At 60.9% G+C, this 17,357-nt stretch carries 16 protein-coding genes; 9 read left to right on the top strand and 7 right to left on the bottom strand.

Features of this window, described 5'->3' with window-relative positions:
• Positions 1 to 44 precede the first annotated feature (44 nt).
• Complete coding sequence (locus C2L66_RS36820; protein WP_060608940.1) at positions 45 to 1,034, top strand: zinc-dependent alcohol dehydrogenase family protein; 990 nt, start codon at positions 45 to 47, stop codon at positions 1,032 to 1,034.
• Between the two features lie 45 nt (positions 1,035 to 1,079).
• Positions 1,080 to 2,198 (top strand): Gfo/Idh/MocA family protein, encoded by a 1,119-nt coding sequence (locus tag C2L66_RS36815; RefSeq protein WP_082670509.1) that lies wholly within the window; start codon positions 1,080 to 1,082, stop codon positions 2,196 to 2,198.
• Positions 2,199 to 2,260: 62 nt separating this feature from the next.
• Here C2L66_RS36815 and C2L66_RS36810 read toward each other — a convergent pair whose 3' ends face one another.
• The 4 genes from C2L66_RS36810 to C2L66_RS36795 all read right to left on the bottom strand — a co-directional run bounded on the left by C2L66_RS36810 (position 2,261) and on the right by C2L66_RS36795 (position 7,033).
• Positions 2,261 to 3,391 (bottom strand): amidohydrolase family protein, encoded by a 1,131-nt coding sequence (locus C2L66_RS36810; protein ID WP_060608936.1) that lies wholly within the window; start codon positions 3,389 to 3,391, stop codon positions 2,261 to 2,263.
• Positions 3,388 to 4,692: an MFS transporter gene (locus tag C2L66_RS36805; RefSeq protein WP_054931052.1), complete on the bottom strand. Its 1,305-nt coding sequence runs from the start codon at positions 4,690 to 4,692 to the stop codon at positions 3,388 to 3,390. The genes C2L66_RS36810 and C2L66_RS36805 overlap by 4 nt, the downstream gene beginning before the upstream one ends.
• An 83-nt stretch (positions 4,693 to 4,775) precedes the next feature.
• Positions 4,776 to 6,050, bottom strand: a complete 1,275-nt coding sequence (locus tag C2L66_RS36800) for a CaiB/BaiF CoA transferase family protein (protein ID WP_060608934.1) — start codon at positions 6,048 to 6,050, stop codon at positions 4,776 to 4,778.
• Complete coding sequence (locus C2L66_RS36795; RefSeq protein ID WP_060608931.1) at positions 6,047 to 7,033, bottom strand: hydroxymethylglutaryl-CoA lyase; 987 nt, start codon at positions 7,031 to 7,033, stop codon at positions 6,047 to 6,049. The genes C2L66_RS36800 and C2L66_RS36795 overlap by 4 nt, the downstream gene beginning before the upstream one ends.
• 193 nt (positions 7,034 to 7,226) lie before the next feature.
• Here C2L66_RS36795 and C2L66_RS36790 point away from each other — a divergent pair, with 193 nt between their 5' ends.
• Both C2L66_RS36790 and C2L66_RS41025 read left to right on the top strand, forming a co-directional pair.
• The gene (locus C2L66_RS36790) at positions 7,227 to 8,003 is read left to right on the top strand and encodes an IclR family transcriptional regulator (protein ID WP_060610547.1); all 777 of its coding nucleotides are present in this window, start codon (positions 7,227 to 7,229) and stop codon (positions 8,001 to 8,003) included.
• 25 nt (positions 8,004 to 8,028) lie between these two features.
• Positions 8,029 to 8,226 (top strand): hypothetical protein, encoded by a 198-nt coding sequence (locus tag C2L66_RS41025; protein ID WP_148654650.1) that lies wholly within the window; start codon positions 8,029 to 8,031, stop codon positions 8,224 to 8,226.
• A gap of 546 nt (positions 8,227 to 8,772) precedes the next feature.
• Here C2L66_RS41025 and C2L66_RS36785 read toward each other — a convergent pair.
• Entirely contained in the window at positions 8,773 to 10,044 is a 1,272-nt protein-coding gene (locus C2L66_RS36785) for an IS256 family transposase (RefSeq protein WP_409372583.1), read from the bottom strand.
• Positions 10,045 to 10,220: 176 nt separating this feature from the next.
• On the bottom strand, positions 10,221 to 11,246 hold the full coding sequence (locus C2L66_RS36780) for an AraC family transcriptional regulator (RefSeq protein ID WP_060608928.1): 1,026 nt from the start codon (positions 11,244 to 11,246) through the stop codon (positions 10,221 to 10,223).
• A 207-nt stretch (positions 11,247 to 11,453) separates the two neighbouring features.
• On the opposite strand from C2L66_RS36780, the gene C2L66_RS36775 reads away from it, so the two are divergent.
• The 4 genes from C2L66_RS36775 to C2L66_RS36760 are packed head-to-tail and all read left to right on the top strand — an operon-like array spanning position 11,454 to position 15,377.
• Positions 11,454 to 12,392: a beta-keto acid cleavage family enzyme gene (locus C2L66_RS36775; protein ID WP_035993073.1), complete on the top strand. Its 939-nt coding sequence runs from the start codon at positions 11,454 to 11,456 to the stop codon at positions 12,390 to 12,392.
• Positions 12,393 to 12,432: 40 nt separating this feature from the next.
• Entirely contained in the window at positions 12,433 to 13,779 is a 1,347-nt protein-coding gene (locus C2L66_RS36770) for an MFS transporter (RefSeq protein WP_060608926.1), read from the top strand.
• 35 nt (positions 13,780 to 13,814) lie between these two features.
• A complete protein-coding gene (fabG, locus tag C2L66_RS36765) occupies positions 13,815 to 14,555 on the top strand; it encodes a 3-oxoacyl-ACP reductase FabG (RefSeq protein WP_060608923.1) in 741 nt (246 codons plus the stop codon).
• 30 nt (positions 14,556 to 14,585) lie between these two features.
• A complete protein-coding gene (locus C2L66_RS36760) occupies positions 14,586 to 15,377 on the top strand; it encodes an SDR family oxidoreductase (protein WP_054931022.1) in 792 nt (263 codons plus the stop codon).
• Between the two features lie 78 nt (positions 15,378 to 15,455).
• On the opposite strand, the gene C2L66_RS36755 is transcribed toward C2L66_RS36760, so the two are convergent.
• A complete protein-coding gene (locus C2L66_RS36755; protein ID WP_060608920.1) occupies positions 15,456 to 16,289 on the bottom strand; it encodes an oxidoreductase in 834 nt (277 codons plus the stop codon).
• Positions 16,290 to 16,428: 139 nt separating this feature from the next.
• Here C2L66_RS36755 and C2L66_RS36750 point away from each other — a divergent pair, with 139 nt between their 5' ends.
• Positions 16,429 to 17,340 carry an AraC family transcriptional regulator gene (locus C2L66_RS36750; RefSeq protein ID WP_060610544.1) on the top strand — a complete coding sequence of 304 codons (912 nt, stop codon included), beginning with the start codon at positions 16,429 to 16,431 and terminating at the stop codon, positions 17,338 to 17,340.
• Positions 17,341 to 17,357: the final 17 nt, after the last annotated feature.

The raw sequence follows: 17,357 nt of genomic DNA, 5'->3' as shown, positions 1-17,357 counted from the left end.
TTCGAGGCGCCTGTAATGGATGGATTGAACGAAAGGAACGAATCATGTCGAAAGTCATTACCTTTGCGCAGCACGGCGGTCCCGAGGTTTTCGAGTACACGGAAATCGGCACGCCCGAACCCGGCGTTAACGAAGTGCGTATTCGTGTGAAGGCCATCGGTCTGAATCGCGCGGAGTCGATGTGGCGGCGCGGCGAGTACGTCGAGCCGGCGAAGCTTCCCGCGCGCGTCGGTTACGAAGCGTCCGGGGTGGTGGATGCCGTTGGCGCGAACGTCACGCACGTGGCCGTGGGCGATAACGTCAGTACGGTGCCTTCGTTTTCGATGAACGATTACGGCGTGTACGGCGAACTCGTGCTGGCGCCCGCGCATGCTGTCGTGAAGAGCCCCGCGTGGCTTTCGCACGAAGACGCGGTGGCAATCTGGAACGTGTTCGTGACGCCCTATGCGGCATTCACGGAAAACGGACGCGTCAAAGCGGGCGATGTCGTGTTGATCCCGGCGGCGTCGAGCGGCGTGGGTATCGGTGCGATTCAGGTGGCGAAGCGTCTGGGCGCGACAGCCGTCGCGCTCACCCGAACGCGTGAGAAACGCGATGCACTTGTCGCGCTAGGCGCCGACCACGTGATCGTCACCGACGAAGAAGATCTGGTCGAAGCGGTGCAGCGCATCACCGAGGGACGCGGCGCGGACCTCGTATTCGATCCTGTCGGCGGCAAGACCTTTGCGCGTCTGATCGACGCGACGCGGCCCGGCGGCACGATCCTGCTCTACGGCGCATTGAGTCCCGACGACACCGTATTGCCCGTGCTGCCGCTACTCTATAAGCGCATCACCGTGCATGGTTACAACCTCTTCTCGACGACCACGGACGCGCAACGTCAGGCCGACGCTGCGGCGTTCATCTTCGACGGGTTGCAGTCGGGCGCGCTCAAGACGGCAATCGCGCGTCGCTTTGCATTCGACCAGATGGCCCAGGCGCATGCGGTGCTGGAACGCAACGAGCACTTTGGGCGCATCGTGGTGTCGGTGTGATACGCGAGTCATCGCCGTCTGTCATTGACTGGAGAATTCAGAATCATGGAAGCGTCACTTAACGTGCCATTGCGCGTCGGCGTGATCGGCGTCGGCAACTGGGCGAAGCACGGTCATTTGCGTGTGCTCGATCTGTTGCCGCAATACACGCTGCAAGCCATTTACAGCCAACGGCACGAAGCCGCTGAAGCCGCGGCGCGCGAATACCGGATCGGGCGCGTGGCTGAGTCGATCGACGCACTTGTCGACAGTCACGACATCGATCTGGTGGTCGTGCTGAACACGGCTGCGCAACATGCGCAGACCGTCAGGCGGGTGATCGCGGCGGGCAAGCATGTGTACTGCGAATGGCCGTTGACGACCACGCTTGCCGAGTCGGAAGAACTGTTGCGACTGGCGGGAGAGCGTGGCGTGCGTCATGTCGTCGGCTTGCAAAGGCGTCTCGCGCCGCATAGCCGTTATGTACGCGATCTGATCCAGCAAGGTTACGTCGGCGAATTGCGTTCCGTGCGCATGCATGTGAGCATGAACTACTTTCAGGCGACGCGGTCACGTGCGCTCGAATGGACTGTGCCGCTGGAGAACTTTTCATCAGTGGTTTCGATTTATGGCGGCCACTTTCTCGACATGCTGTTTTCGGCAACCGGCTGGCCTGTATCTATCGCCGCGCTCACGCCGAACCAGTTTCCGTCGGTGACGATTCGGGAAACAGGCGTTTCGATACCGACATCGACACCCGATCAACTCGTGATTGCCGGCATGTTGGAAGGCAGCGCAGTGGTGTCCGTTCATATCGAAGGCGGCAAGCGCAACGGCTCCGGCGTGCAGATCGACATCACCGGGACGCAAGGCGATTTGCGGATCACGAACGCGTCGGCTTTCGGCGATGTGGGCGACGACTATGCAATCTTCGGCGCGCACGGCGACAAGCAGCCGCTCGAACGGCTCGACGTGCCGGCCCATTATCTGCGCCTGCCGGAATCGGACCTGCCTTCCGCCGTATTGGAACTGGCCGAACTCTATTGGGCTTACGCGCACGACGTGTCGAATGGAACACGAACCGCGCCGACTTTCGCCGATGCAGTCCGTATGCATCATCTTATCGAGAGCGCGCAGAGATCTTTTGTCTCGCGTGAGTTCGCGCAACTGAATGCCACACTGTAATTAACGAATGAAACGGTCGGGCGATGTCGGGCACGAGGCAACATGGTGCGACACGCGTCCGATCAGCCAAGGCGATACACGTTGCTCACCGTGCCCCGGAACAACGCTTCGCGCTCGTCCTGGCTTGCCTGCGCCGTCAATCGCTTGAATGCGTTCCAGCCGTTGCTGTATGGGTACGAGCCCTTGTCGACCGGGAAGTTGCTTTCGAACATGCATCGATTCGCGCCGAACAGTTCGATGCAGGTGTGCATCCACGGTTTCCACGCTTCGGCGAGTTGCGTCGACGACGGCGGCCGCTCACCCTTCTCGAAGTCAAAGCCGTTGATCCGCATCCCCAGTCCGCCGACCTTGACATACACGTTGGGCAGTTGCGCCAGCTTGCGCATGGACTGGGACCAGCTTTCGAACACTTCTTTCCGCTTGTCGTCATAGCTGGCAATCCGCACGACGCCGCCGCAATGATTGATGATGACGGGCAGGTCGGGATTGGCCTTCGCAAGGTCGAACAACTCGGGAAGTTGCGGGAAAAAAAGCCATGCGTCATACGACAGACCGAGCGGCCCCAACTGCGCCACACCCGCGCGGTAGTCGCGGTCGAGCAGCAATCCGCGCGGCGCCGCCGAGACAGGATTCACCAAAGTCTGGTCGGCGTCCCACGTCACGAGATGCCGGACGCCTCTGAACCGGCCCTGTCCCGCCTGGAGATGCGCTTCGAGGACGTCGCGCACCGCCGCACCGCGACGAAGATCCGCATAGCCGACAATGCCTTTTGCGACCTGTGGCTTGCCGCCCTGCGTCGGCGCGGTTGCGGCTGTCACATATTCCACCTCGCCGACCGGCCGCAATGCGTCGGGGCCTGACTGCCGGTAACGGGTGAGCGCCTGCATGTACACGGAAGCCGTGATGTTGTGCCCGGACTGTGCGTCGCGAAGGTACTCGTCAAGCAGGTAGGTCCAGCCCGGGCGATCATAGAAGTGATGATGCGCGTCGATGATCGGCATATCCGGCTCTAGTGCCGTTTCCGTTCCTGAGGCGAGCCATTCGGAACGAACGGGCAGATAGTTGCTGGTCGGATTCATGGGGCGCGTCTCTTCGTTGGCGATTGCATGCGTGGCAAGGACGGGGAGGGCGATCGATGCAGCGGCGGCGCGAAGCAACTGGCGGCGCATCGGCGAATCAATCGTTGCTGTCATCGCGCCTCCCGATTGAAGGCATACAGGGAGAGCGTCAGCATCGTCGTCAAGCCGAGCACGACGGCGAGACCGAACATCCCAGCCGTGTAGGTTCCAAAGCTGTCCTTCAGATAGCCCACCAGATATGGACCTGCGAAGCCGCCAAGTGCGCCGATCGAGTTGATCAGCGCGAGTCCGCCTGCGGCTGCCTGGCCGGACAGGAACCGGGCCGGCAGCGTGTAGAAAATCGTGCGGCCAGCGATCGTACCGATCAATGCCAGCGTGATACCCGTCATCGCGGGCAACAGTTGGTGAAAGTATGTCGAGATACCGAGCGCGACGGCACCGATCAGCAGACCCGCGGCAAGGTTTGCGATATGCCCGCCGCGCCGGTCCACCCGTTTCGCCCACCAGAGCAGTGCGATGGTGGCAAAGAAGTACGGCACGGCAGAAACCCAGCCGGTTTGCGTCACGCTCATGCCGTGCGCTTTGAGCATCTGGGGCAGCCAGATGCCGATGCCGTAGGAGCCCATCGTGAAGCCAAACGAGATCATCGCGAGGAGATAGACACGCACGTCCTTGAGCGCCGCACGGAAATCCTTCTTTTTCTGCGTGGATGAACCTTCGCGATCGAATGCGCTTTGCAGCGCGAGCCGTTCTTCAGGCGAAAGCCATGTGGCATCGGCGGGCTTGTCCGCGAGCATTTTCAGCACCAGGTATCCCAGCACGCATGCCGGCAGACCTTCGATGATGAACATCCATTTCCAGCCTGCCAGACCGAGCAAGCCATCCATGTGAAGCAGCCACGACGATAACGGGCCACCGACGAGTGAAGACAGCGGCGTCGAGACGGTGAACCATGCAAGCACACGCGTGCGGTAGCTGGCGGGGAACCAGACGGCAAGAAAGAATATGACGCCCGGAAAGAAGCCGGCTTCGCCGATTCCGAGCAGCAGACGGATCACGTAGAAACTGGTCGGTCCGGCAGCGAGCGCCGTGGCTGCCGCCAACAGCCCCCACGTGATCATGATGCGTGCCAGCCAGCGCCGCGCGCCGAAGCGGTATAGCGCCAGATTGCTGGGCACCTCGCAGATGCAATAGCCGGCAAACATGATCCCGGCTCCCCAGCCGAACTGCGTTGCAGTCAGCCCAAGGTCGCGGTTCATCGTCAGCGCCGCAAAGCCGACGCTCGTACGATCCAGATAGTTGAAAAAGTAAGCGAGTGCGAGCAGCGGAATAAAGCGCCACGCCGCTTTTCTGACCGCCTGCTGTTCGAGGCTGGCGGGGGTGTCAGCCGTCATGCTCGAGGAAAGGGATGTCATTGTCGTCTCCAGACAATTCACTGGCCGGGCCTGGCCGCAAGGCGGCCGGCGCGGTGCTGTGTTTCTGTGCGATGGGTCCAGCGTCAGGCGCTGGCAAGCTCATTGGGCGAAGGACTCGACGCATCGCCCGACGGGCGGTGCTGGCATCTAACGACACCGGCCTCGACCAGTTGTCTGAGTTCGTCGTCGGTATAGCCGAGCTGCGACAGCAGCGTCTGCGTGTCCTGTCCGAGCGCGGGCGGCGCTGCGCGAAGCCGCAACCGCTCGCCCGCTAACGTCAGTGGGAGCAATGCAGTGCGCGTTGAGACCGGTTCACCCGCGCCGCTTGCATCGGGCGGCAACGTCACGTCGGCGAGCCCGCCCGTCGCGAGCAGATGCGGATCGTCGAACAGGTCTTGCGGCCTGGTAATCGGTGCATAAGGCAAGCCGATGCGCTCGAAGATGGCGCTGATTTCCGCCGCGCTGAACGCCTCCATGTGCTGGCGCAAGCGCGGCAGCAACCAGTCGCGGGCGCGGACACGCTGGTTGTTGGTGGCAATCCGTTCGTCCGATTTCAATTCCGCAAGACCAAAGGCGTCGCAGAACAACGCCCATTGCGTGTCCGACACGACCGCCAGAAAAATCTGCTCGCCGTTCCGGACGGAAAAGACGTCGTACACAGCCCAGGCGGATATACGGCTCGGCATCGGCGACGCAGCCTGACCCGTCACCGCGTACTGCATCATGTGCTGCGCGACGAGGAACACGTTGTTTTCGAACAGGGCACTCTGGACTTCCTGTCCCCTGCCTGTGCGCTCACGCTGCGCGAGTGCCGCCATCGCACCGATAGCGCCGAACATGCCGCCCATGATGTCGTTGACGCTGGTGCCGGCACGCAGCGGCCGTCCCTCGGGTCCCGTCATGTACGCAAGGCCACCCATCATTTGCACGACTTCGTCGAGCGCGGTCCGATGGTCGTATGGACCGGGAAGAAAGCCCTTGTGCGAGACATAGATCAAACGGGGATTGAGCTTGGACAGCGCTGCGTATCCGAGCCCGAGCTTGTCCATCGTGCCGCTCTTGAAGTTCTCGCTGAAGATGTCGGCGCTCGCGAGCAGTTTGTGGACGATTTCAATCCCGCGAGGATCTTTTACGTCCACGGCAATGCTTTTCTTGTTCCGGTTGAAGGTGCTGAAAAAGCCTGCCCCTGATCCACGCAGCGAACGTGTGCTGTCGCCTGTAATCGGCTCGACCTTGATCACTTCCGCGCCAAGGTCCGCCAGCACCATGCCGCAGGTCGGTCCCATCACCATGTGCGTCATTTCGATCACACGCACGCCGCTGTAGGGCAGGGATTGATTCGATTGGATGGCACTCATTGCGCGACTCCCAGCAAACATCCTTCCGGTTGCGGCGCGCTCGGCGCGCGTCCATCTGCGTAGCTGAATCCTTTCGGCAATCCCGCGTCCTGAAGGTGCCCGTACAACGCTTCGCCCGGCAGTGCTTCCGCGAGAATGGCGCGGGCAGCGACGAGCGCGTCAATGTCGATGCCCGTGTCATAGCCCATCGCTTCGAGCAGGAAGGCAAGGTCTTCCGTGACGATGTTGCCGGTCGCGCCCGGCGCGTAGGGACAGCCGCCCAGACCCGCCTGGCTCGCGTCAATGGTTGTCACGCCTGCATCGAGCGCAGCGACGACGTTCGCCAGTCCCTGGCCGCGAGTGTTGTGGAAGTGGGCGCCGCCTGCCCGGATGCCAAGTTCGGTCTGCAAGCGCCGGAACAAACGGCGGACTTGCGCGGGATTTGCATAGCCGCTGGTATCGGACAGGCCCACTTCGTCCACACCGCACGCGGCCATCGAGAGACACATCCGCATTGTCTGGTCGTCGCTCACCGCGCCCGCGATCGTGCAACCGAATGCCACAGATACGCCCGCTTCGATCTGCACACCGGGGAACTGCGCGTCGCGCAAGGCGACGATCTCACGCACCTCGTCGATCATCTGTGCGGTCGTCTTGCGAATGTTGGCCATCGAATGCTCGTCGGTCACCGAAACAGGCAACGTGACCTTGTGCACGCCGGCTTCGAAGGCGCGTTGCGATCCATGAAGATTGGGCGCAAGCACGGCGACGTGTAGGCCGGGGATCGTCAGCGCATGAGCGACGACTTCGTGAATGTCGGCCATCTGCGGAAGCAGTTTTGGCGGCACAAAAGAGCCAACCTCGATCTCCTTCAGCCCCGCGGCGGCCAGCGCGGAAATCCAGCGAAGCTTCGCAGCCGTCGGCATCACGCGCCTGATGTTCTGGAGCCCGTCGCGCGGGCCCACTTCACTGATGAGGACCGAGGGAGCGGGGGAAGTGTTCATGGCTAAGTCCTTTCGGTGGTTCTATTCAACGGAATGATGTTCTATTGAACAGAACTATAGAAGCAGAAACAGGACAATTTAAGGTGGGTAAACCCGAGATCTGGCCGATTTATGAAACTTGCGTTCTGCGTGACAGAACGCTACAGTCGATGCAACGTAGAGACCTGATAAGGAAACAGCCGTGCCCAGCGAAATGCAGGAAACGTCACCGTCGGAGACCGTCGCCTCAAGCGATGGGTCGAGCGGAGTGGCGGTACTCGATCGCGCGTTCGCGATACTCAACGCCTTTGGGCCGACGGATGACCGGTTGTCGCTCGCGGAGCTTTCGCGTCGCACGGATCTGTACAAGAGCACGGTACTGCGTCTGCTGGGTGCGCTGGAGCATGGCGGATTCATCCGCCGACTGAGCGACGGACAGTATGCGATTGGGCCGCAGCCATTGCGCCTGGCGGCGCTGTACCAGCGCTCGTTTCAGGTGGGACCGGTTATCGAGCCGATTCTTCAGCAACTGAGTCGGGACCTCGGGGAGACTGCATCGTTGTATGTGCGGCAGGGTGACCGGAGACTGGTGCTGTTCCGCGTCGAACCGGCGCGCGCGGTGCGCGTGTCGATTCGCGTCGGCGAGGAGTTTCCGATCGACAAGGGTGCGTCGGGGAAAGTTCTGCTGGCGTTCACGGACACGCACGATTCACGTTGGGACGAGGTGCGCGAGCGGTTGTGGGCTGTCTCGCATGGGGAGCGCGATCCTGAGACGGCGTCGGTGTCGGTCCCGGTGTTTGGGGCATCGGGGGAGTTGGTGGGGGCGCTGGCGTTGTCGGGGCCTAAAGCGCGCTTTGATATGGCGTCGACCATCACGGGTGCGCTGATTGCCTTGCTCGAATGCGCAAAGCGCGCGACGGCGGCGCTAGGAGGTGAGGGCGGCCGGTATGATGCGACGATCGAGAAAACGGCTCGGGAGGGGTTTTTGTAGGGGGGGAATTCGTGGCGCGGCCGGTTTGGATTTTGCTTTTGCTTTTGCTTTTGCTTTTGCTTTTGTTTTTGTTTTTGCTTTCGCTTTAGCTTTTGCTTTCGCTGGCATCCGCGAATTGTTAGCGTGCTTCACGCGTCGCCCCTGTGCGGGGCGGCACCTACTTTTCTTTGCCGCCGCAAAGAAAAGTAGGCAAAAGAAAGCGGCTCACACCGCCAGTGCTTGACGTTTGTCCACGGGCCCCCAACGGCCCCACGCTTCACACTGCAGCATATCTATTGCGTGCGTTGCCAACGCTCTGAATGAGCGCCTCACCCGCTGCACACACCCGTGTTTCAGCACGCCACGCCAGAAATTCCACCGCCGCCCGGGTGGCAAACTGTGTGTAGGTTGTCGCGTCGTATAGGTTACCGCTCTTAACGAGTGGGGCGCGTGCGTTGTCGGTCCGGAGTGAGACGTGCGAGGCACTACGGCCTACACACAGGTTGCCACCTGGGCGGCATATGTCATTCGCTGCCGCTTGCTCTTGTACGGGCGCATGAAGTGGGTGATGCGATGGTTCAACGCGCTGGCAACGGGTAAGGAATAGCGCGCTACCGTGCGAAGCGTGGGGACGTTGGGTGCCCGTGGGCAAAGGTCAAGAATTGGCGGTGTGAGCCGCTTTCTTTTGCCTACTTTTCTTTGCGGCGGCAAAGAAAAGTAGGTGCTGCCCCGCACAGGGGCGACGCTGAGCCTGTCCGCATTTTTGTGGGCGAGGCGGTTAAAGGAATCGTTAGCCGCGCGCCTGCGTAAATCGATCGCCAAACAGAATAGCAAACTGGTTCATGGCTGACTTCCAGTCGAAGGCTGAGCGCACGTTTTTGGCCAGGACGTTGCGCAATGCCAGCCAGAGTAGCTTGATTGCAGCCTCGTCATTGGGGAAGTGACCGCGGGTCTTGATGATCTTGCGCAACTGCATGTTCAGACTCTCAATGGCGTTCGTGGTGTACACGACCCGCCGGATCTCGGGTGGAAACACGAAGAACGGCGTGACGTGCTCCCAGGCGCGCTGCCAGGACTGCACGATAGTCGGGTATTTCGCGCCCCATGGCCCATCAGCAAAGGCCTGCAGAGCCTGCTTCGCTGCCTCTTCGCTGGCAGCTGCGTAGATCGGACGCAGCGCCTGGGCGACAGCCTTGCGGTCCTTCCAGCCAGCGTATTCCAGGCTGTTGCGGATCAGATGCACGATGCAGGTCTGCACCGCCGTCTTCGGGTAAGCTGCGCCGATCGCGTCGGTCAGCCCCTTCAGGCCGTCAACGACCGCAATCAGGATGTCCTGGCAGCCGCGGGTCTTGAGTTCGTTGAACACCTTGAGCCAGAACTTCGCGCCCTCGGTCTGCTCAATCCACAGGCCCAGCACATCGCGCTGGCCGTCCGCCTGAATGCCCAGAGCCAGATACACCGCCTTGTTGCTGACCACACCGTCATCGCGGATCTTGACCCGCAACGCGTCGAAGAAGACCACCGGATACATCGTCTCGAGCGGACGGTTCTGCCAGGCCAGCGTTTCGGCCATCACCTCGTCGGTGACCGAGCTGATGAAATCGGGCGACACCTCGGTGCCGTAGCTCTCGGCCAGAAAGGCCTGGATCTCGCGCACGCTCATGCCACGCGCGTACATCGCGATGATGCGCTCGTCAAAGCCGGTGAAGCGGCGTTCGTGTTTGGGGATCAGGATCGGCTCGAAGCTGCCGTCGCGGTCGCGCGGCAACTCGACCCGGACGACGCCACGATCGGTGATGACCGTCTTGCGGCTGGCGCCGTTGCGCTCGTTGGCCTGGCCAGCGGGTTTGGATTCGCCCGGTGGATACCCCAGATGCAGATTCATCTCCGCACCCATCGCGCGTTCGATAATCGCCTTGTTAAACGCCAGCATCAGATCCTGCACCTCGGTCGGCGTCATCGGCCCCTTGACCAGCTCGTCCAGCAGTGCTTTGGGCAGTTCAGGCAGCGGCCCTCGGGCCGCTGCCTGAGACGCCACCGTGCGTTTCTTCTTCATTGGCATATCCATGACTTTTACCTCTCATGATATGCCTCGCCCACAAAATGACGGATAGGCCCGCGACGCTTGAAGCACGCTAACGTAACGCGGATGCCAGCGCAAACCCAAAGCAAAACCCAAAGCAAACCCAAAGCAAACCCAAAGCAAAACCCAAAGCAAACCCACAGCGCCCGAACCGGCTACTTCCTCAACTCCCCCGGCCCCTTCCCCGTCCAGCGCTTCAATGCGCGCCGAAAATTCGCTGCATCGCTAAAACCCAGAAGCATCGCGACATCCTCGGTACTCATCTTCGTCGATTGCAAATACTCCAGCGCGAGCGAGCAACGCACATCATCGACAATCGCAACGAACGACGTTCCTTCCGCTTCGAGATGCCGCCGCAAGGTACGGCTCGTCATATTGAGCCGCGTGGCCACTTCTTCCATGCCGGGAAAAACGCCTGGCGTGCTCATCAGCACCTGATAAACCTCGCCCGCCGTTCCCACTGAAGTCTTGGCCTGCCCGATCAAACGATCGCACGTGTCCTGCAGCAGCGTCGCCGTCAGCCTGTGCGCAAGCTGCGGCTTCTGGTTCAGTATCGCGCTGTCGTAAACAAGCTCGCACTGCGGCGCGTCGAAAAAACACGGGCACCCCAGATACTGCGGATAGAGATCGGCATGCGCGGGCGCCGGATACGAAAAGGACGCCTCGAGCGGCGGACAGCTATGACCCGCGACATCCTGCAGATGCGTGACGTGCTGCGTGAATTGCTGCTCGATGATGAACTCGCGCAACTCGCGCGATGGGCTCGACACGAACGCATCGGGAAACGACCACACGGCTTGATCCGGATACTCGGTCCAATCGATTGTCACCGTCGGCGTTGCAAGCCGATGATATTTGACGCCAAGCCGGAAGTAATCGCGCAACGACAGACACGACATCAGCGCATAGCCATACATGCCATACGCGGACAGATGCAGCCGCGCGCCGGTCTTGAACGGCGTAGCCGGATCGGTCGACAGCAGCACCGCGTTGCGGGCCACGATCGCATATTGACGGACCGATGTCATCACCGACGCGTCGTTGAGCTGATCGACGCTCAGACCGCTGCCCTTCAGGCTATCTTCGGGCGCAATGCCTTGCTCCGCGAGCACGTCGACCAGTGCGGCGATTTTGTACGGCGCGTAAATGCGCTCGTTGATAAGAGGGCGAGTCGATGCCAAGAATGCTTCACAGAATGTCCTTCGAAGACATCCTTGTGTCCGTAAATGACCTTACGGGCGCCATCGTATCCCACTATTATCGGTATCACAAGCGCTGCGTCCCCGGACCGCCGGCGCGTCGGTACAACCACGGAGACAGCGTGCGCCGCGTCCTTTTACTGCGCAGGGACGAAGCGCCGCGCACGCCGAACAGATCAGGATTTCCCAATGAGCGACACCAGCCGCAAGGTCATCATTTCGTGTGCGATCACGGGCGCAACTCACGTGCCGTCGATGTCCGAACATCTCCCCATCACGCCCGCGCAAATCCGGGACCAGGCCATCGAAGCGGCTGAAGCCGGGGCCGCGATCATTCATCTGCACGCACGCGATCCCAATGACGGCCGCCCCACGCCGAGCCCGGAGATCTTCAAGGCCTTCGTGCCCGCAATCGCCGAAGCGACCGACGCCGTCATCAACATCACGACAGGCGGCAGCACGCGCATGACGCTCGAAGAACGTCTCGCGTATCCGCGACTCGCAAAGCCCGAAATGTGCTCGTTGAACATGGGCTCGATGAACTTCTCGATTCATCCCGTCGCGGCAAAGATTGCGTCGTGGCGTTACGGCTGGGAAAAGGATTACGTCGAAGGCATGGAAGACATGATCTTCCGCAATACCTTCAAGGACATTCGCAACATTCTTCTGGAGTTGGGAGACAACGGCACGCGCTTCGAATTCGAGTGCTATGACGTGGGGCATCTGTACAACCTTGCGCATTTCGTCGAACAAGGGCTTGTCAAGCCGCCGTTCTTCATTCAATCGGTGTTCGGCATTCTGGGCGGTTTGGGCACGGACCCGGAAAACATGGTCGTGATGCGCTCGACGGCGGACCGGCTGTTCGGCCGCGAGAACTATCAGTTCTCCGTTCTCGGCGCGGGCCGTCACCAGATGCCGCTCGTCACCATGAGCGCGATCCTGGGCGGTAACGTTCGCGTGGGCCTCGAAGACAGCGTGTATTTGTCGAAGGGTGTGAAGGCGGAGACGAACGCGCAACAGGTCCGTAAAATCCGCCGCATTCTCGAAGAACTGTCGTTCGAGATCGCCACGCCCGCGGACGCGCGCAAGATGCTGGGACTCAAAGGCGCCGACAAGGTAACGCTCTAGAGCGAAGCCAATAAAAAAGCAGAGATACAGGAGACACGTCATGGACACTACTTCCATTGACCATCGCGTTGAACAGCTGCATCGCATTGCCACGCACAAGGCCATGCTCAGGCTGATCCCGCTGATGTGCGCGATCTACTTCATGTCTTTTCTCGATCGCACGAATGTTGCCCTCGCGAAGATTCAGCTCGCGGCCGATGTCGGCATCAGCGCCGCCGCATATGGATTCGGCTCGGGCATATTCTTTCTCGGCTATGCGTTGCTCGAAGTACCGAGCAATCTGGCGGCACATCGCGTCGGTCCGCGACGCTGGATCGCGCGCATTGCAGTGACGTGGGGCATTCTATCGACGGCGATGATGTTCGTGCAGGGCACCACGTCGTTCTATGTATTGCGCGTTCTGCTGGGCATCGCGGAGGCAGGGCTGTTTCCCGCGCTGATGTATATGGTGACGCTGTGGTTCGCGCCGCATGACCGGCCCGTCGTGGTCGGCTGGATCTACATTGCCCCCGCGCTCGCGTTGATGCTCGGCAGTCCGCTCGGCGGCGCGCTGATGCAACTGGATGGTTTCGGCGGGCTGCACGGCTGGCAATGGATGTTCATGATCGAAGGCATTCCGAGCGTGATCGTCGGCATCGTGCTGTTCTTTGCAATGCCGGAGCGGCCGCGAGACGCGCGGTGGCTGTCGGCGGCCGAGCGCGACGTGCTCGAAACGCATGCTGTGATCGACGCGCATGGCCGCGCAGAGTACTCGTCCGCAAACTGGATTGCCGCGCTCAAACGGCCCACCACCGTGCTGATCGGCCTGATTTATTTTTTGAATCAGGTGGCGTTCGTGGGGCTGTACTTTTTCGCGCCCGCCATCGTTCACCAGATGCATGTCGATTCGCCGCTTCTGATCGGTTTTCTGGCCGCAAGCGTCGGGCTCGGCTTTCTGCTTGGCGTGCTGGTTCTGCCGCGCATCCATCGGCGCGTGAACAGTGATTGCGTGTTTCTAGGCGTGCTCACGGCGGGACTTGTCGTCGGCGCATGCGTTTATCTCGCGGTGACGACGCCCGCTGCACGCATCTGCCTGCTGACAGTGACTGCATTTTTTGGCGGCGGCGTGTTGCCGTCGTATTGGGCGATTGCGATGAAGCGCCTGCAAGGCATTCAGGCCGCTGCGGGTCTGGCGTTCATCAACACGATTGGTCTGATCGGCGGGTTTGTCGGACCGTACCTGTTCGGAATGGCCGAAACGTCTTCGGGCCGAAGCGATGCCGGTTTCTCGGTGATTCTGGTCGCCGCGGTACTCGGCCTCGCACTGGTGCCGCTGCTGGCGAAAGCGATCCGCGGCGAGGCTCGTGTAGAGTCGTTGCGCGAGCCGGCCGCACAGATGAAGCCATAGTCGGGTTTGCGTTTTCTGGAAGGAATAAACCAACAATGAAGTTGAACGGAAAAGTTGCGATCATTACGGGCGCGGGGCAGGGAATCGGTGCAGCCACCGCATTGAAGTTTGCGCGCGAAAACGCCGTCGTCATCGCCTGCGACATGAATCTGGATGCTGTCGAAACGGTCGCGCATCTGTGCCGTGAAGCGGGCGCGAAGGCGGAAGCGTTTGCCGTCGATGTCACGCAACGTGCGCAAGTCGATCAGATGGTCGCCAGCGTGCGCGATACCTATGGCCGCATCGACGTGGTCGTGAACAATGCAGGCATCACACGCGATGCGCGCTTGCAGAAGATGACGTTGCAGCAATTCGAAGATGTAATCGACGTCAACCTTCGCGGTGTATTTCATACCGCCCAGGCAGTCGTCGATTCGATGATCGAGCAAGGTTCCGGTGTCATCCTGAACGCAAGCTCTGTCGTGGGCATTTACGGCAACTACGGGCAGACGAACTATGCCGCGGCCAAGTTCGGCGTGATCGGCTTCACCAAGACCTGGAGCCGCGAACTGGGTCCGAAGGGTATCCGTGTCAACGCGGTTGCACCCGGTTTCATCGACACACCTATTCTCAGAACCATTCCTGAAGACGTGCTCGCGAAGATGCGCGAAGACGTGCCGCTGCGCCGGCTCGGCAAGCCTGAGGAAATCGCGAATATCTACGCGTTTCTGGCAAGCGACGAGGCAAGCTATATCAACGGCGCAGTGATCGAGGCGACAGGCGGATTGACCTTGTGATCCGTTTGCAAACAGTGAAGAGGTAGCGGCATGAATATCATTGACCTGTTGAAACCGCGCGCCGGGCTGCGGGTATTCGTATCGGCGGGGGCGGCGGGAATTGGCGCGGCAATCGCCGAAGCATTTCTGCAGGCGCAGGCAAAGGTCTATATCTGCGACGTGAATGCGACAGCTGTCGCCGACGCCAGATCGCGCCTGCCGGACCTTCACGCGGGTATCGCCGACGTGTCGGACCGGGCGCAGGTCGATGCCATCATCGACGATGCGCGGCAGAAGCTCGGCGGGCTCGATGTGCTCATCAACAACGCGGGCATAGCGGGGCCGACGGGCGCGGTCGAAGATCTCGATCCTGCGCAATGGGAAAGCACGGTGTCCACCAACCTCAATAGCCAGTTCTATTTTCTGCGCAAGGCGGTGCCCGTTCTGAAAGAGACGTCTGACTGCGCGAGCATCATCGCCATGTCTTCGGTGGCGGGACGTCTCGGCTATCCGTTTCGCACGCCGTATGCATCGACTAAATGGGCGATCGTGGGATTGGTCAAATCGTTGGCGGCCGAACTGGGCCCGAGCAATATTCGTGTGAACGCGATTCTGCCGGGCGTCGTGGAAGGCGAGCGGATGAGCAAGGTGATCGCCGCGCGCGCCGACGCGCTCGGTATTTCGTTCGACGCGATGCGCGACGAGTACCTGAAGAAGATTTCGTTGCGCCGGATGGTCACGGTCGATGATATTGCCGCTATGGCCTTGTTCCTTGCATCGCCGGCTGGCGGCAATATCACCGGGCAGGCCATTAGTGTCGACGGCAATGTCGAGTACCTGTGAGGCCGACACTCTGCCCGTGTAAAGTTCCCGCCACTGTCATCACCGTTGCGGCGCCGTGTCGATCTTGCACGGGCCGCGCTAGCCGTCCGTCGATCGGCTGACGGTCTCCCAGGCGTCGATTTCACCGCCGATGGCCGAGAGCTTCTCGCGCACGAGACCCAGCGCATCACTGCCTAGCAGCAGATGCGCCGGCGGATTGTCGCTATCCATCACCGACAGCATCGCGCGCGCCGCCTTCACGGGGTCGCCCAGCTGCTTGCCGCTTTTTTCCTCGCGCGCTTTTCTGATCGGATCGAAGATCGGATCATAGTCCGGGATCGAACGGGGCGTCCGGATCATCGACCGGCCGGCCCAATCGGTCCGGAACGATCCCGGCGCAACGGCGGTGACGAAGATGCCCAGGGCACGGACTTCCTTCCCGAGCGCCTCGGAGATGCCTTCCAGCGCGAACTTGCTTCCGCAATAGTAGGTAATGCCCGGCATCGTGATGTGGCCGCCCATCGACGTGATGTTGAGAATATGGCCGCGCCGCCTTTTGCGCATGCCCGGGATCACGGCTTTCATCATCGCGACGGCGCCGAATACATTGACGTCGAACTGCCGGCGCATCTCGCTCAGCGGCGATTCTTCCATCACGCCTTCGTGACCATACCCGGCGTTGTTAACGAGCACGTCGATCGGCCCGGACGTTGCTTCGATGTCGGCGACGACGCCCTCGATAGCATCAAAGTCGGTCACATCGAGCACACGCCCCACGGATCGACCTGGCGCCAGTGCTTCGAATGCATTCCTGGCCTGTTCGCTTCGGACAGTACCGATCACGCGGTGACCTGCGGCAAGCGCTTCTTCGGCCAGCGCGCGTCCGAAGCCGCTGCTGACGCCGGTAATGAGAAGGGTTTTGACGGATGACATGCGTACCTCGTAAAAGAAGAGAGACCGACTGCATAATATTCTTTCTCACTTGTACGATTCAGGTCTTATAGTCTCGACTTATTGCCTATTCCTATGACAGTGGTGAAGCATGGTGAGAAAGGTCGACGGGCTGCAAACCATGATTGCGTTGTTGAAAGCACTCGCGCCCAACGAGGGATACAACCTCACGGCGTTGCCGGACGTGCGAATTCTCCGTTCGGATCGCGCGTTGTCCCGCACGCCCGTTCTCTATGATCCCGGCATCGTGATTGTTTGCCAGGGAACCAAGCGGGGCTATTTCGGCGATCAGGTCTACGTGTACGACGAGCAGCAGTATCTCGCTGTCGCCGTACCGGTGCCGTTCACGATGGAAACCGACGCTACGCCGCAACGCCCGCTTCTGGCCATCTACCTGCATCTGGACTTCGCCGTGGCGGCCGAACTCATGCTGGAGATCGACCGTCATCATGCACCCGTTCAGGCGTGTGCGCCGCAAAGCATGATGTCCAGTCCGATGGACCCCGCACTTCGAATCACCGTGTTGCGGTTTCTGGAAGCGATGAGCCGGCCGCTCGACGCGTCCATCCTCGGTCCGGCGCTGAAGCGGGAATTGTATTTCCGCGTGCTGACGGGCGCGCAAGGCAGCGCGATGCGCGCGGCTTTGGCGATGCAAGGGCAGTTCGGCAAGATCGGCAAGGCGTTGCGCCGCATCCACGCGACCTATGCGCAGCCGCTCGACGTCTCACAGCTTGCGAGCGATGCGGGTATGAGCGTGCCGACGTTTCACAGCCACTTCAAGTCGATTACGCAAACATCGCCTATGCAATATGTGAAATCGGCGCGCTTGCACCAGGCTCGACTGTTGATGCTGCGTCAGGGCATCACCGCCGAAGCAGCGTGTCACGCGGTGGGCTACACGAGCGCGTCGCAGTTCAATCGCGAATTCAAGCGGCTATTCGGGGCGACGCCTGCAGCGGAGACGAAGCGCATGCGTGAGACGTTTTCGATGCCGCCGGCGTTTGCCGATTCCGATTACGTGTCGTCGCACTGACGTATTCGAAAAAACGA

Source organism: Paraburkholderia caribensis (assembly GCF_002902945.1).
Taxonomy (GTDB): Bacteria; Pseudomonadota; Gammaproteobacteria; order Burkholderiales; family Burkholderiaceae; genus Paraburkholderia; species Paraburkholderia caribensis.
This window is presented reverse-complemented; position numbering and strand designations above follow the sequence as displayed.